The organism is Solibacillus faecavium (assembly GCF_014836905.1).
In the GTDB taxonomy this organism is placed as follows: Bacteria; Bacillota; Bacilli; order Bacillales_A; family Planococcaceae; genus Solibacillus; species Solibacillus faecavium.
The window spans coordinates 67,041-83,138 of the sequence record NZ_JACSPZ010000001.1; the positions used below are offsets into that span (position 1 = coordinate 67,041).

General features: G+C 38.2%; 18 protein-coding genes. All 18 read right to left on the reverse strand.

Annotated features, from left to right (window positions below):
• Positions 1-906: an N-acetylmuramic acid 6-phosphate etherase gene (gene murQ, locus H9635_RS00320; RefSeq protein ID WP_191698152.1), complete on the reverse strand. Its 906-nt coding sequence runs from the start codon at positions 904-906 to the stop codon at positions 1-3.
• A 12-nt stretch (positions 907-918) separates the two neighbouring features.
• Entirely contained in the window at positions 919-1,746 is an 828-nt protein-coding gene (locus H9635_RS00325; protein ID WP_191698153.1) for an ABC transporter permease, read from the reverse strand.
• A gap of 17 nt (positions 1,747-1,763) precedes the next feature.
• Positions 1,764-2,708 (reverse strand): ABC transporter permease, encoded by a 945-nt coding sequence (locus H9635_RS00330; RefSeq protein ID WP_191698154.1) that lies wholly within the window; start codon positions 2,706-2,708, stop codon positions 1,764-1,766.
• A 71-nt stretch (positions 2,709-2,779) separates the two neighbouring features.
• Positions 2,780-4,348, reverse strand: coding sequence for an ABC transporter substrate-binding protein (locus H9635_RS00335; RefSeq protein WP_191698155.1), 1,569 nt, complete (start codon positions 4,346-4,348; stop codon positions 2,780-2,782).
• 13 nt (positions 4,349-4,361) lie between these two features.
• Entirely contained in the window at positions 4,362-5,384 is a 1,023-nt protein-coding gene (locus H9635_RS00340; protein ID WP_191698156.1) for a serine hydrolase domain-containing protein, read from the reverse strand.
• A gap of 4 nt (positions 5,385-5,388) precedes the next feature.
• Positions 5,389-6,240: a MurR/RpiR family transcriptional regulator gene (locus tag H9635_RS00345; protein ID WP_191698157.1), complete on the reverse strand. Its 852-nt coding sequence runs from the start codon at positions 6,238-6,240 to the stop codon at positions 5,389-5,391.
• A gap of 127 nt (positions 6,241-6,367) precedes the next feature.
• Positions 6,368-7,657, reverse strand: coding sequence for a 3-phosphoshikimate 1-carboxyvinyltransferase (aroA, locus tag H9635_RS00350; RefSeq protein WP_191698158.1), 1,290 nt, complete (start codon positions 7,655-7,657; stop codon positions 6,368-6,370).
• Between the two features lie 56 nt (positions 7,658-7,713).
• Entirely contained in the window at positions 7,714-8,811 is a 1,098-nt protein-coding gene (locus H9635_RS00355; protein WP_191698159.1) for a prephenate dehydrogenase, read from the reverse strand.
• The gene (gene hisC / locus H9635_RS00360; RefSeq protein ID WP_191698160.1) at positions 8,808-9,908 is read right to left on the reverse strand and encodes a histidinol-phosphate transaminase; all 1,101 of its coding nucleotides are present in this window, start codon (positions 9,906-9,908) and stop codon (positions 8,808-8,810) included. The genes H9635_RS00355 and hisC overlap by 4 nt, the downstream gene beginning before the upstream one ends.
• A gap of 25 nt (positions 9,909-9,933) precedes the next feature.
• Positions 9,934-10,296, reverse strand: a complete 363-nt coding sequence (gene aroH / locus H9635_RS00365; protein ID WP_191698161.1) for a chorismate mutase — start codon at positions 10,294-10,296, stop codon at positions 9,934-9,936.
• Positions 10,293-11,384 carry a 3-dehydroquinate synthase gene (aroB, locus tag H9635_RS00370; RefSeq protein ID WP_191698162.1) on the reverse strand — a complete coding sequence of 364 codons (1,092 nt, stop codon included), beginning with the start codon at positions 11,382-11,384 and terminating at the stop codon, positions 10,293-10,295. The genes aroH and aroB overlap by 4 nt, the downstream gene beginning before the upstream one ends.
• Position 11,385: 1 nt before the next feature.
• Positions 11,386-12,567, reverse strand: coding sequence for a chorismate synthase (gene aroC / locus H9635_RS00375; RefSeq protein ID WP_191698163.1), 1,182 nt, complete (start codon positions 12,565-12,567; stop codon positions 11,386-11,388).
• A 250-nt stretch (positions 12,568-12,817) separates the two neighbouring features.
• Positions 12,818-13,588 carry a CheR family methyltransferase gene (locus H9635_RS00380; RefSeq protein ID WP_191698164.1) on the reverse strand — a complete coding sequence of 257 codons (771 nt, stop codon included), beginning with the start codon at positions 13,586-13,588 and terminating at the stop codon, positions 12,818-12,820.
• 80 nt (positions 13,589-13,668) lie between these two features.
• Positions 13,669-13,899 (reverse strand): hypothetical protein, encoded by a 231-nt coding sequence (locus tag H9635_RS00385; protein ID WP_191698165.1) that lies wholly within the window; start codon positions 13,897-13,899, stop codon positions 13,669-13,671.
• 30 nt (positions 13,900-13,929) lie between these two features.
• The gene (locus H9635_RS00390) at positions 13,930-14,139 is read right to left on the reverse strand and encodes a hypothetical protein (RefSeq protein ID WP_225231048.1); all 210 of its coding nucleotides are present in this window, start codon (positions 14,137-14,139) and stop codon (positions 13,930-13,932) included.
• 58 nt (positions 14,140-14,197) lie between these two features.
• Entirely contained in the window at positions 14,198-14,413 is a 216-nt protein-coding gene (locus tag H9635_RS00395; protein ID WP_191698167.1) for a hypothetical protein, read from the reverse strand.
• A 158-nt stretch (positions 14,414-14,571) separates the two neighbouring features.
• Positions 14,572-14,991, reverse strand: coding sequence for a nucleoside-diphosphate kinase (gene ndk / locus H9635_RS00400; RefSeq protein ID WP_191698168.1), 420 nt, complete (start codon positions 14,989-14,991; stop codon positions 14,572-14,574).
• A 113-nt stretch (positions 14,992-15,104) separates the two neighbouring features.
• A complete protein-coding gene (gene hepT / locus H9635_RS00405; RefSeq protein WP_191698169.1) occupies positions 15,105-16,079 on the reverse strand; it encodes a heptaprenyl diphosphate synthase component II in 975 nt (324 codons plus the stop codon).
• Positions 16,080-16,098: the final 19 nt, after the last annotated feature.

Here is a 16,098-nt window from a genome sequence, read left to right on the forward strand (position 1 = left end):
TCATTCCTCCTTAAGAAGTAAATTGATGGCTTTATCGATTTGTTGATTGGAACTAATCAGTGCTTCCTTACATTTTTCTATTGAAGCATTTGATTTGTAATGAACGATGGATAATCGAATGTTATAATCCGTTTCTTCCAATAATCGTATCCCTTTACTATCATCTATATTTGTGAATTTCTTCAAAATTGTTAAGGCACGTCTACGTAACTTTTCATTTGTCGCCTGTACATCGATCATAATATTACTGTACACTTTATTGTATTTAATCATCGATGCTGTACTTAGCATGTTTAACACCATTTTTTGCGCTGTTCCTGCTTTCATTCTTGTTGATCCAGCAATGACTTCCGGACCCGTATTTACTTCAATTACCGTATTGGCAAATTGAGCAATTTCACTATTGGTGTTACAGGCAAGTGAAACTGTATAGGCACCTAATCTATGGGCATACGATAGTGCAGATTTCACGTAAGGTGTACGGCCACTGGCTGCTATCCCTACCACTACATCTTTAGCCGTCAAACCTTTACTAACTAAATCATTAATGGCCTCCTGTTCACTGTCTTCTATATTTTCGACTGCATTTGTCAAAGCATATGCCCCACCGGCAATAATCCCCTGTACTAGTGTATTTGGTACATTAAATGTAGGCGGGCATTCCGAAGCATCCAAGACACCTAATCTGCCACTCGTCCCTGCCCCAATATAAATTAATCTACCTCCATTTTGAAAAGCTTCAACGATTTTTTCAACCGCCTTACTAATAGAAGGAATTTCGTTCCGTACTGCATTTGCTATAGTCGCATCTGCATCGTTTATCCACTGCAGTATTGTTGTTACGGATTGTTTATCAATCCATTCAGTTGCAGGATTTAATGCTTCTGTAGTAAGAAAATCAGTCATGTCAGCACTCCTTTATTTCATCTTAGGATCTAAAATATCTCGTAAACTATCACCTAACAGGTTGAAACAAAATATTGTAAATACGATTGCAACCGTTGGAAATACTATTGTCCATGGAGCAAATTCCATATATGTTCGACTTTCATTTAACATACTTCCCCAAGATGGATTTGGTGGTTGGACACCTAAACCTAAAAAGCTTAATGCAGCTTCCGTTAAAATGGCACCCGACAATGCTAGTGTCACCTGAACGATAAACGGTGCTAAAATATTCGGTATTACGTGTCTTATTATTATTTGGAACGGCTTTACACCAATAGCAACAGCGCCCTGAATATACTCATTTTCTTTTACCGAAATCGTTGCTGCCCGTACAGTTCTCGTAAATACCGGTGTAAATACTATCCCAATTGCTATCATCGTATTCGTAATATTCGCCCCAAGTACAGCTACAATTGCAAGAGCCAGTAAAATATCCGGAAAAGCAAACAGTATATCCATAATTCGCATAATGATATTATCTACTTTCCCTTGGAAATAGCCACTGAGCAACCCGAAAATCAACCCTAGCGACGCCCCGATTCCTACCGCGATGACACTTACCTTTACAGATACTTGTGCCCCGTACAAAATACGTGAAAATATGTCTCTGCCAAATTCATCCGTTCCAAAAAAGTAAGTACTATTAGGTGACTCTAAAATATGTTTTGTAAACATTTTATCTGGCGGGAAAGGTGCAATAATTGGCGCAAATATACTGATAATAACTACAAGAATGATTCCGATTGCTCCTAATAGCCCGATTCGATCTTTCACTAATCGATTTGCAAATCCTTTCATGTTTTCACCTCAAACCATTATTTGTAATTTATTCGTGGGTCTAAATAAGCGTATAATATATCCACGATTAAATTGACCATAACAAAGACGAATGATATAAATAGTACACTTCCCTGTACAACGGTTAAATCGCGTTGTGTGATGCCTGTTAATACATATTGCCCTAGCCCCGGTAAAGAGAAAATCTGCTCAATAATGACCGCACCACCAAGCAATGTACCGATTTGCATACCGATAATTGTTAAGATAGGAATTAGCGCATTCCTTAATGCATGATTTAAAATGGTTACGCGTTCTTTTGCACCTTTTGCACGGATTGTTCGGATAAAATCCTGTCGTAATACCTCTAAAACTGTGGATCTAGTCATTCTCATAACTGCCGCTGCCATCGTCGTACCAAGTACCAATGCTGGAATAAGCATGATTTCCAAGTTTTTCATTGGGTCTTCGAATAATCCAACATAACCTATAGGCGGACTGTAATTGAAAAATAAAGCCAAAATCAAAATTAATACAGTAGCAAATGCAAAGTTTGGTATCGAAACACCTAATAATGAAATCGTACGCACTGTAATATCTGTCGCACTATTTCGTTTAACCGCTGCCAATAAACCGAGCGGTATTGAAATCAACCAAGATATAATGGCCGCTAAAATTGTTAATTCGAATGTCAATGTAAATCGGCTTAAAATTTCAGGGAACACATCCCGGCCATTTCTCATCGACTCACCGAAATCTCCCGTAAGTACTCCACCCATCCAATTCATATATTGTTTAATGTACGAATCATTAAGTCCAAATTCATTTCGTAATGTTTCTAAAGATTCCGGTGTTGCATCCGTACCTAATATTGTTTGCGCTACATCTCCCGGTACGACACGCATCATTAAGAAAATAAAGATAGAAACACCAAACAACACAGGCACAAGCATGAATAAACGTCTTAAAATATAGCTTGTCATGTATCGATTTCATCTCCTTATTAAAAAATAGAGTGCTAGGGTATTCCCTACCACTCTATTCATAGCTTATTTTATTCTTTTTGTGCTGAATTGAAATCTGATGCATTATGTGGATATGGCGTATAACCCGTAACACCTTTTCGAACAGCTACATAGTTTTTTGGAGAAACTAAAAATAAATTCGGCGATAAATTAATTAACATTTCCTGTGCTTCTGTATAAATGGCTTTTCGCTCTGCTGGATCAGTAGCTTGCAATCCTTTTTCTACAGTTGAATCATAGTCCGCGTTTGCGAAGTTCCATACGTTTGCAGAACCTGTTGAGCTGAAGAAGTAATTCAATGCACGGTCAGGGTCAATACCCGATGAGTTACGCCCAATTAAAATATCAGCAGTTTTATTGCTCCAAGTATCAATATACTCGCCCCACTCAATTTGCTTAATCGTGGCATTTACACCGATTTCTTTCCATTGCTGTTGCAATAATTGTGCTGTATCTACCATATCCGGATAACTTGAAGCCGTTGTAATGGTAATATCAAAGCCATTTGGATGACCTGCTTCAGCCAATAAAGCTTTTGCTTTTTCAATATTTCGTTTATAAAGATCTAGTGATTCCACATCTACAGACCAATCTCCCATCGATGGTGCCACCGGACCTGAGATTAACCCTTCACCACTCCAAACAATATCAAGAATTTCTTGACGATCTGTCGCTAAACTTAGCGCCTGTCTTACTTTTTCATTATCCAATGGTGCCTTTGCGTTATTGAAGCCGACATAGCTATATTCCAAAGATTGATATGGAATAATTGATAAATCCTCATTATTTTCTAGGAGTTTTGTAGATTTGGCTGAAATCGTCGTAAAGTCAATTTCACCTGTACGTATTGCTGATAAACGAGCCGACTCTTCCGTCATTGTATAAAATGCCAATTTCGCAGCTTTTGGTTCGCCTTCTACATGGTAATCTTCATTTTTAACTAATGTGACATTGTTGTCCGGCACCCATTGTTGAAGTTTGAATGCACCTGTTCCATCAGCATTTTGTTGTAAATCTCCATTTGCTTCAACTGTTTCCTTTGGTACTACTACAGCACTTCCATGCGTTAAGTTGGATAGGAACGTAGCTTGTGGTTTATTTAAAGTAAATTTCACTTCATAGTCTCCTACAGTTTCAATGGAAGCTACATCAGCAAAATATGAACGAATATGGGAAGCAGTATTTTCATCCATGATACGCTCAAAACTATATTTCACGTCTTCAGCAGTCATTTCACGGCCATTATGGAATTTTACGCCTTCCTTTAATTTAAATGTATACGTTGTGTCATCTTCTAGATTCCACTCTGTTGCTAAACTTCCGATAATATTCATATCTTTATCAAACGTTAGTAAGCCTTCATAAATTTGTGAATAAATTCGTGAAGATGATGCAGCTGGTACTTTATGTGGATCTAAACCAGCAGGCTCTTGGTCGTTTGCAATTTTCAGTTCACTCTCTGTTGCTGTTTCTGTAGTTGTTCCACCATCAGTAGTAGGTTCTGATGATTCTGTTGAATTATCTGCATCATCGTTTGAGCATGCCACTAAAACGATCGTCAATAACATAGTGACAAAGAAAAATAAGTACTTCTTCATTAAAATTCCTCCATTAACGTACATAATGAATTACTTCGTTTCGAATTTCATACATGTCTTTTGGATTTTCAACATGCAGTCGATTCGCTAAAAATGTAATGACTCTCTTTGTTTTTGGCTCAATGTACAACATAGTTCCGGTAAAACCTGTATGACCCAGCCCGTTCATAAATAATCCACTTTTGCTAAAACCTAATGTTCTCTCATTCTCATTAAGCTCCAGCAAATATTCTACAAGTTCAGCGTCTAAGAGCGAACCACCTCCTTTAATGTATAATTGTCCTAACTTACTAACCGTTTTATAACTTCCAAATAATCCGGCATGTCCAGAAACCCCTTCAAAAAAATAATAGGCATTACCGTCATTAACGTGACCAACTATAGGCTGTTCAGGTGACCGCCAATTTGAGAATGTTAAGCCCCTCTCCTTGCACATCTCATGTTCGATTTGATTCCCATACTCTGTTGCAGCAAATTCGGATTTCGGGCGGTTCAATAAAAAGCCACCATCGTCATCACCAATTTCATTTAGAATAAATTGAATCTGCTGTTCAAAAGTTCTAGCATCAATGCATTCACAGATAAAGCGTAATAGCATAAAATTTAGGTCGCTATAGGTCACTTCATTGCGTTTCGAATCTTTTGTCACATCAATATCATTTAGTATCATTTCAAAGCTTTTGCCATACTGATTATCGTTATAAAATGGATACCAGCTAGTAATACCTGATGTATGAAGCAACAATTCACGAACCTTAACGTTACCAATTACTGGTGGGCCTATCTTAAAATCTCCCAGGCGGTCATCTAAAGACAGTCGCTTATTTGAGATATGATGAAGTACCAGTGTCGCAGTATATAACTTTGTTAAACTAGCTAAATCGAATAGCTTTGTTAAATCCATTGGGATTTCCCTATCTTTATTTGCCCAGCCTAAAGCAATAGTTTCGTAATCTTTTCCATCCTCCCAAATATTACAAATACCGCCTGCATAATATTGTTCGTCAATGCCTCTTTGGATAATTTTATGAAGCAAATAATCACACCCCTTTTTGAATAACTGCTTTAGTCTCTTTAAATAACTGAACAGATTTTTCAAAATCTTTCCGAGCGATACAAGTAAATAAAATATCAATCATATTTAGTTGTGAAATACGTGAAGAAGTTGCTCCTATACGCTCATTGGCTTCAGTAGCTGATACATACAAATTAATATCAGCCAATGATTGAACTGTATTATTAATAAACGTAGTCAAGGCAATAATCGTTGTTCCTTTTTCCTTTGCTAACTTTGCAAATTCAACTATTTCCTTCGTCTCTCCTGAGTATGTCACTAGAAATACGATATCGTTTGGCTTTAAATGAACAGATTTCACAAGCATTTGATGACTGTCCGTCAAAGCTTCGCAACGTTTATCAATCCTTTGGCATTTCAGCATAAAATCCTGTGCTACTAATGCCGATGCCCCTACACCTGCAATAAAAATGGAATCGGATTTATACAGCATTTCAATTGCGTCATTAAGCTTCCCATAATCAATCAGCTTTACCATCTCCAAAATCGCATTTTGATTGTTGTTAGAAATAATGGATACTGATTCCTCCAATGACGAATCTTTTAGTAGTTGCTTGTAAATGCCCTGCTGTTGATGTTCCATTTGCATATTTAAAGATGTTAAGATTCCCATCTTTAAATCCTTGAACCCTTCAAATTCCAATTCTTTGCAAAATCGCACAATTGTTGCTTCACTTTTTTTGCTCGCCTGTGCCACTTGTTGGATGGAATTATTTATTACAAAATTAGGGTTATGCAGAATAAATTTTGCAACTTCTTTTTGAGTAGGTTTTAAATTATTAAAAATCATTTCAATTCTTGTAATGGCATCTTTCATTTCAAACATCCTTTTATGAAACTTTATTTCATAATAAACCAAATAATCAGAAATTTCATTACATTTTTAAAATTTTTCCTTTAAAGGGAAAAATAAAAAGAAAGCGACAATTATGCCGCTTTCCTTTTTATTTCGATAAACTATTAAGATGTTCAAAAAATGTTGGATACGAAACCGCGATACAGTCTGCGTCATCCAGTGTAACTTCTCCGTCTGCAATTAATGCAGCGACAGCCCCCATCATACCGATTCGGTGATCGCCGTATGTTTTTAAGGAAGCACCTGCTAATTTTGTAGGACCTTCAATAATCATTCCATCATCTGTTGCTTCAATATTCGCACCTAGTTTTTTCAGTTCATTCACAACGGCATCGATGCGGTTTGTTTCTTTTACCTTTAGTTCTTCGGCATCCTTAATAATCGTTTTACCTGTTGCTTGTGTTGCCAACAGAGCGATAATTGGGATTTCGTCGATTAGTCGAGGAATAATTGCCCCCTCAATTACTGTGCCTGTAAGTTGAGATGTTCCAATTATAATTGTTGCAGTGGGCTCCGCTGCGTTTGCATCATCAATCTCGATTGTCATATTGGCACCCATATTTTGAAGCACTTGTAGGATGCCATCTCGCGTATCATTTACACCTACGTTTTCCAATACGATGTGACTATTATTAGTAATGGCCCCTGCGACTAAGAAAAAGGCTGCTGATGAAATATCACCTGGTACGTTCACATGTGTTCCCGTTAGCTCTTGTCCACCTTCAAATGATACAACCCCGTCTTTCACCGTTACATTTGCACCAAACTGACGTAGCATACGCTCTGTATGGTCACGTGATACTTCGCTTTCTCTTACAATAGTTGTACCTTGCGCGCGAAGCCCTGCCATTAGGATGGCTGACTTTACTTGTGCACTTGCTACAGGCATAGTGTAATCAATCGCTTGTAGTGGACCACCTTGAATGGCAAGTGGTGTATATTGCCCATTTTCGCGACCAGCAATTTGTGCACCCATTAAACGAAGCGGATCGGCTACACGGCGCATTGGACGCTTGCCAATTGAAGCATCACCCGTCATAACTGTATGTAGCGATGTACCTGATAAAATCCCGAGCATTAAGCGAGTAGTTGTTCCGGAATTCCCTGTGTATAATACTTCTTTTGGTTCCATCCAATTATCAATACCTGGGCTATCAATCGTGACATTTGTTCCGTCCACTTCAATTTCAACACCCAACTTTTTAAAGCAGTCAATCGTGCTTAGGCAATCTTCGCCTAATAAAAATCCAGTTACCGTAGTCCTTCCTTTTGCGATTGAACCAAACATAACCGAGCGATGTGAAATGGACTTATCCCCCGGTACTGTAATATTCCCTTTTAATGCCACCTGTTCGTATTGTAACGTTTTTGAACTCATGCCCGAACCCCTCCTTAGAAAAATACATCCCGCCTTCAAAAAGCGAGATGTGTCCTTTATGAAATATACGTATCGTACTTTGCCTTATGTGCGATACATTGTGCTGCACGCTCACGGTCTTCATTTGTCTGGAAGCTTATCACTAAAATACCGAATACGTCTACCCTTGTTTCGACAATACGTATATTTGTAATACTAATATTATCTTCTGCCAAAAAGCCCGTCACTTCCGAAATAACACCTGGATAATCCGGAATATCTACATATAAATCATAAGGCATATATAATGCGCCGTTAGCGATTGGCAGGCTGTCACGAACATCCCGCGCATCGCTAAAATATGCTTCAATTGCCTTTTCATCACCATTATCCAATAATTGACGAACACGATTCATTTCTTCAAGCCATGTATCGAGCTGACCGACAAGCTCTTTTCGATTTTGCAGTGTAATATCACGCCATAATGCAGGATTGGATGAAGCAATACGCGTAATATCACGGAAACCTCCCGCTGCCAATGAAGATGTCATCGGATAGGCCTTCTTTTCAAAATTCAGTTGATGTACAAGTGAAGCAGCTATGATATGTGGAAAATGGCTAACAACAGCAGTCATATGATCATGGATTTTAGCATCCACAACAACCATTTTCCCTAACGTAAATTTCAGCAAATTATCAAGCATTGCTAGCTTTTCGATTTCTTCGCCTTCATTTGGTGTTAGCATATAATAGGCATTTTCCAATAAATAAGGCTTCGCAGCAGTAATCCCACTTTTATGCGAGCCTGCCATCGGATGACCGCCGATAAACGTAATGCCTAGTTCTTTCAGTTCTTTTGCCTTGTCCATAATTTGTGTCTTCGTACTACCCGTATCAGTAATAATGACACTTTTTTTCAATTCCCATGATTTTAACTGCTCCATAAACTGGAGTGTCACGTTTACTGGTGTACCAAAAATAATAACATCTGCCTCTTTTGCAAATTCAGCTGGATCTTCTACAACTTCGTGTACAACCTTTAATGTGCTAGCTAATTGTCTCGTTTGTTCATGGTAGTCATAGCCATACACTTTCGTACGCGGAGCCTTTTGAAGAGCTAACGCAACTGAACCGCCGATTAGCCCTAGTCCGATTACGAAAACATTACGTGTCATGCAAATACTCCTTGTTCTGTTAATACATCTTCAAGCAACTGTAAAAACTTCGCATTTTGAGCTTCAGTCCCAATCGTAACTCGTATATAACCTTCTAAACCAAGTGCAGCACCACTACGGATAATAAATCCGCGCTTCATCATTTCTTCAAAGACTACGTTACTATCAGCCTTCACTTCAAACATAATAAAGTTCGTTTGAGACGGGAAATAGTTTAATCCATGACGCTCACAAAATGCCACATACTGTTTTTTACCGATTTCATTTGCCACACGACAGCTTTCAATAAACTCCTGATCTTGTAAAGCAATTTGCGCAACCTGTTGGCTTAACACTGTATTGTTAAATGGTGCGCGTACTGGATCCAACTTTGCAATAACTTCCGGCTGTGCAATGCCATATCCCACACGGAATGATGCCAAACCGTAAGCTTTTGAAAACGTGCGAAGTAAAATTAAATTCGGATATTCACGGAAATAATGCAGTGTATCCTTATAAGATGGATCATTGACATACTCAATATAAGCCTCATCCAACACTACAAAAACATCTTCAGGCACTTTTGCTAAAAATGCACTTAGTGCTTCGTCTGACACAATTGTTCCTGTAGGATTATTCGGATTGCATACCCAAACGACTGATGTTTTCTCATCAATGGCCGCCAGCATCGCATCCAAGTCATGCACACCTTCTTTTAAAGGTACTTTACGTACTTCGGCTCCTTCAATATCTGCGTTATGCCAGTATTGGGAAAACGATAAATCCGCCATCACGGTATTAACGCCTGGATATAATAATGCACGCGTTATAATAGCAATTAAATCATCGGAACCATTCCCTAAAATCAATTCATTTTCCGCAACACTATAAAATTTCGCTAAAGATGTGCGTAAGCTTTGTGCATAGCCATCCGGATATATCGCATGATTTGTTTGTTGCTCCTGTAAAAATTGTTGCACCTTTGGGGAACTGCCAAAGGGATTTTCGTTGGAAGCAAGTTTAATAACTTCATCCAATCCGAAAATTTTTTTTACTTCTTCAATCGGTTTTCCCGGTTGATAAGCTTTCATGCCAAATAACTGTTGTTTCCACTTCATCGTTAACGTCTCCTCTAACTGGCGATTATTTCACTAAATCTGGTCTTAACTTTACCGCATCCTCTAAATAAACATGACGGACTTCATGTTGCGGTATATCTGTATTAACATGCAATAAAACACGTATACATAATGGCAATGCACCAGGTACATCCATCTCGTGCATACACATGATCGGTACATACTGCCACCCTGGCATTGTGCGTACTGACTTTGCAGGAAAGGCAGAGTGGATATCGGGTGTTGTTGATATTGTAACGGATGCAATATTTTCCGGTTCAATATTGTTTTGCTTAGCAACTTCTTTTACAAGTCTCGCTGTTTCACCCCATACGTATTCAGCTTTATCTTCAGCAATCGTTATTGCCCCACGTATTCCACGAATCATTTTTGCACCTCCGCCAGTAATGCTCTTAATTGTTGGTCAATTTGTTCACATTTTTCAAGTTCAACTTTCTGAACGAATGGATGACCGATTGTATCAAGTAATACGAACTGTAATTGTCCGTAGTCTGCTTTTTTATCTTTTAATAAATACTCAGTTAACTGTTCGAATGTAAAGTCATGAACCGCTTCAAAAGGATAACCGTTTTCTAGGGCAAAATGTAAAAAGCGCTTCGTAAATTGATGGTTTACCTTACCGTATTGTTCACTTAAAAGTAACGTATACAGAAGACCAATCATGACTGCTTCGCCATGTGCCACTCGACCATAGCCTGCTGCAGCTTCAATTGCGTGCCCATAAGTATGGCCTAAATTTAAAAATTTACGTACAGATTGTTCCGTCTCATCCTGTTCTACAATCGTTGCTTTTACTTGGATGCCGTGCGCTAAATAGTTAACTAACGTCTCCTCTGGAAGTTTCGTTACAAAATCGCCTTCCAAAAGTTCCTCAACCCATTGCGCATCTGAAATTAAAGCATGCTTAATTACTTCTGCCATCCCTGAGCGTACTTCTTTTTCACTCAAACTATGTAAAAACGTAATGTCATAAATGACAGCGTCCGGCTGATAAAATGCACCAATCATATTTTTCCCGAGAGCATGGTTAATGGCTGTTTTCCCGCCAACCGCTGAATCATGCGCCAAAATCGTAGTCGGCACTTGGACAAACGGAATGCCCCGCATATAAGTCGCGGCAACAAATCCTGCCAAATCACCTACTGCACCGCCACCAAAAGCAATTATAAGAGACTTTCGTGTACATTTTTGTTCCAATAAAAATGTTTGTACGGCATTATAGTTTTCAAAGCTTTTGCACGTTTCCCCGGCAGGCATTACATGGAGGTGGTACTCATACGGGAAATTAGCTTCAAAATAATGCTGCTGTGAACTCCAAACATTTTCATCTGTCAGCACTACAATTTTATCTGTTTTTGCAAATAAGTAGTTAAGTGCTGTCACTGCTTCTTTCAATATGCCTTTCCCAATCGTTACATCATACGAATGAGATGCAGCCCGAACTGGAATCTTCATATTAAAACCCCTTTGTATACTGACGCATTTCATCTAATTGTGCTTTTAGCTGTGGCAACTGATCACTATGGAACTGTTCTACAATCGCCTTCGCGATTTCCCAGGCAATAACATGTTCAGCAACAATTGAAGCTGCAGGTACTGCACAGCTGTCAGAGCGCTCTACACTTGCTTTGAAAGGCTCTTTCGTTTCAATATCAACACTTTGCAATGGTTTATATAATGTAGGAATTGGCTTCATTACTCCTCTTACAACAATCGGCATTCCAGTAGACATACCACCTTCAAGACCGCCTAGACGATTTGTTGCACGAGTATAACCTTTTTCTTCATCCCATAAAATTTCATCGTGTACTTCAGATCCCTTTTTACGTGCCATTTCAAAACCGATTCCGAACTCAACACCTTTAAATGCATTGATGCTTAACATAGCTCCTGCAAGCTTTGAATCCAATTTACGGTCATAATGTACATAGGAACCGATACCAGCTGGCAACCCTTCTACGATAACTTCAACGACACCACCAATGGAATCACCTGCTTGTTTTGCCTCATCAATCGCTTCCACCATTTTTGCCGAAGCTTCCGGATCTACACAATAGCATGGATCCTGCTCAACAATTGTGCGTATTTCGTCTGCTGTTTTGCCTTCCAATAAGTTCTGATCCGCTTTAATGCCGACAATTTCAGTTACATGTGCAACAATCGAAATGCCTAGTTCATTTAACAATGCTTTTGCAACAGATCCAACAGCAACGCGCACCGTCGTTTCCCGGGCACTTGAACGTTCTAATACGTTACGCAAATCTCTGTGACCATATTTCATTCCACCTACTAAGTCCGCATGTCCTGGACGTGGACGTGAAATTTGGCGTTTAATTTCGGATGGATCAATATCTTCCGGCAGTTCTTCTGCCCCCATGATTTTCGTCCAATGCTTCCAGTCATCATTCGTTACTACTAATGCAACGGGAGATCCCAACGTCTTTCCGTGACGAACCCCAGATACAATTTCTACAGTATCTGTTTCAATCTGCATGCGGCGTCCACGACCGTGGCCTCCTTGACGACGTTTTAAATCATAATTGATCTTTTCTGCGGTAATCGGTAATAATGAAGGCAACCCCTCAATAATTGTTGTTAGTTGTGGTCCGTGTGACTCACCTGCTGTTAAATAACGCATTAAACACTTTCTCCCTTCAACTCGCTAAAGTATGTATTTTTCACTATAACATATTTTATACTAAATAACAGTACTGATTCACCTAACTAATATGTCATTTTAGAATATTCTGAACGTTCCAACTAAGAAACGGCACAATTATAAGCAAATAAAACAAAAATACACTTTTCGCTATTTTATACGAAAAGCGCATTAGTATGTAGCTTTTAAAGTATTTCACAGCAGTCTTCCTAATTTTTAAAAAGCTATATTATTTTTTGCGGTAAAAGAATGTATCCTCAACTTCAAAGTCATATCTGGCAGGATTAAAGATTTGCTCCGTTGACCCGACAAATAAAATTCCACCAGATCGCAATGATTTACTGAAGTTCGCATAGATTTGATCTTTAGCTTCCTCTGTAAAATAAATCATCACGTTTCTACAAACTATTAAATCAAAATTTGATTCGTAACTATCCTTCAATAAATTATGCTTCTTAAAAGTGACCGTACGTTTAATCTCATCTTTAACTTTATAGAATTGTTCTTCCTGGTTAAAGTACTTAGCTTGTATCGGCTTTGGCACCTCTGCAAGAGAACGTTCAGGATAAAGACCTAATTTTGCTTTTTGGAGTACATTCTCATCCAAGTCCGTTGCCAAAATATTTATTTGGGATAAAGGCAGATGATGGGATAGTACCATTGCTAGGCTATAAGGCTCTTCGCCTGTAGAGCAGGCCGCACTCCATATTTTTAACCGTTTATTCGATTGCAGCAGTAAAGGGAAAATCTTATTTTGTAATACTTCCCAACGCTTTCCATTTCGATAAAATTCAGAAACATTGATTGTCATACGATCTAGAAATTCATTCATCAAATCTCGATCTTTTTCCAGAGCCGAAAGAAAATCAACGAAATTACCGAAACCTTTCTTTTCATATAACGATGTTAACCGGCGTTTCATCTGCGCTTCTTTATATAGAGCTAGATCAATGCCCGTCTTGCGCTTAATGCCATTTATAAATTGAACATAATCTGACATTGTCCATCTTTCCCCTCATCTAACGTATGCCTATTATAGCCGAAAATTTCTGAATCTGAAATAGTTTTTACCTATAAAGGTTATTCAGTGCGTCTGTCCAGCAAAAGCTGTTTTGACTGTTCAAGCTCAAGCTTCATTTTTTCGGTTTCTGAATCATAGCTTTGTAAACGGATTTGTTCAAGCTGTGTCTCTTTTTCCAGCATCTTTATTTGTAATTTTAAACTCGATCGTTTATGGGCAGTTAATATTGCTGTAAGTGCAATAACGGCTCCAGAGCCAAAAATAATAGAGATAATAAGAATATCTTCCATACGGTTTAATACGCTCCCCTGATTAATATTTTACTTGCCTGATTGACTTGTTGATTGTGTATCGAGCAGTAACTGTTTTGTATGTTCCAATTCAAGCTTCATCTTTTCTGTTTCTTTATCGAAATTTTCAAGTCTTAGTTTTTCTAGCTCGATTTCCTTATCAAGACGTTTTAAATCAATTTTTTTATTTCTAGTATACGTATCTGTTAGAATTCCTACTACAGCGATTATTGTAATCATTATCCAAAACATGAATGTCACCCCTTCTAAAAAAAATCGCTATTGGTTAAATAAATACTTACTTTTGTTTATGTTCTAATAATAATTGCTTTGAATGTTCTAATTCCAAACGCATCTTTTCTGTTTCTTTATCATAATTTTCAAGACGCAATTTTTCCAACTCGATTTCTTTCGTTAATTTATTTACATCGATTCGTTTGCTTTCATTGCGCGCATCGGTAATGACTGCAATCGCTCCCACTGCCATTACTGAAATAACGGCTAAAACCCACATAAACATCCCCCTAATTTCACTCAGTATTTTTTATACGTATGTATCCCAAAAATAGTTTCATTATTCGGATTTTATTATACCATTAATAGGTAATATTTTTCGTGTTGAATATAAAAAAAGCTACCACTTTAAAAGTGATAGCTTTTCAAAAATATCAATTATTCAGCTAAGCCTTCTGGGAACCATAAACCGATTTCACGTTCAGCAGAAGCTAAAGAGTCAGAACCGTGGATTACGTTGTGAGATAAAGTTACAGCGTAGTCACCGCGGATTGTACCAGGAGCTGATTCTTCTGGCTTTGTAGCACCCATCATGATACGTGATAATTGGATAACGTTTTCGCCTTCCCAAACCATACCGAATACTGGACCTGAAGTAATGAAGTCTACTAATTCACCGAAGAAAGGACGCTCAGCGTGCTCTGCATAGTGTTTTTCAGCTAATTCACGAGTTGGTGACATTAATTTTGCTCCGCGCATTACGAAACCGCGACGCTCAAAACGATCTACGATATCACCAATCACTTGACGTTCTACGCCATCTGGTTTAACCATTAAAAATGTTTTTTCGATTGCCATTATAAACACTCCCTAAATTTGAGTAAAAGGTTTTACACCTACCGATAAATATTACCAAAATCCTACTCAAACTGCAACAAATATTAGATTTTGCTATATATTGGCTGTTGTAATCAAGATTTTCGCTTACCCATAAAAAGAGCAATATCACGCAATTTTTTCTTCATCGGATGATCGGGTAATGCTTCCACTTCTTTTAAAGCTTTTTTTAAGTATAGATTGCTGATTTTAGTTGCTTCTTTGATGGCATCCGAATTGCGTACGAGTGCCAGCATATTTTGACGTTCCTGCTCCGATAGTCCCGTTGTTGACACTTTTGCTAAGTATGGGGCAAGTAATGGATTGTCCTTCATTAATAAAATCGGCAATGTAACATTTCCTTGCATTAAATCACTTCCAGCCGGTTTTCCAAGCTGCTTGTCTGTTGCTGTGAAATCTAAAATATCATCTACTATTTGAAAGCTCATCCCTACAAAATATCCGTATCGCTTTAAGTGGCGCACTGTTTTTTCATCAGCACCGCTCACTACCGCACCTAATTCACAGCTTGATTCGATTAACAACGCTGTTTTTCGTTTAATACGGCGGAAATAATCTTTCAAATTTTGATCTAAACGAAACTTATCCTCGATTTGAATGACTTCACCATTTACTAGTTCTACCATTGTTTTAGCTAATATTTGATGTGCTCTCGGATTTTCAATGCTTGTTACGTATTCCAGTGCACGTGCAAATATAAAATTCCCTGTATACATCGCCACACGGTTGTTCCACTGGGCTTTTACCGTTTCCCGTCCGCGACGCATATCTGAATCGTCAATCACATCATCATGTACTAATGAACCCATATGAATTAATTCCAGTGGGACGGCGATATTTTTCATTCGCTCAATATTATAGTCACCAAATTTAGCACTTAGTAACGTAAATACTGGTCGAATTCGTTTACCACCAGCTTGCAGTAAATGAATAGAGGCATCATTCAATAAGTGTGAAGATGAATTCAACGCTTGTTCTAATTCGTTTTCGATGATTTCTATATCTGATTTGATATCCGCATATAGCATTTTGATTTTCATCTTTTCCACGCGTCAAAACCTACTCCCA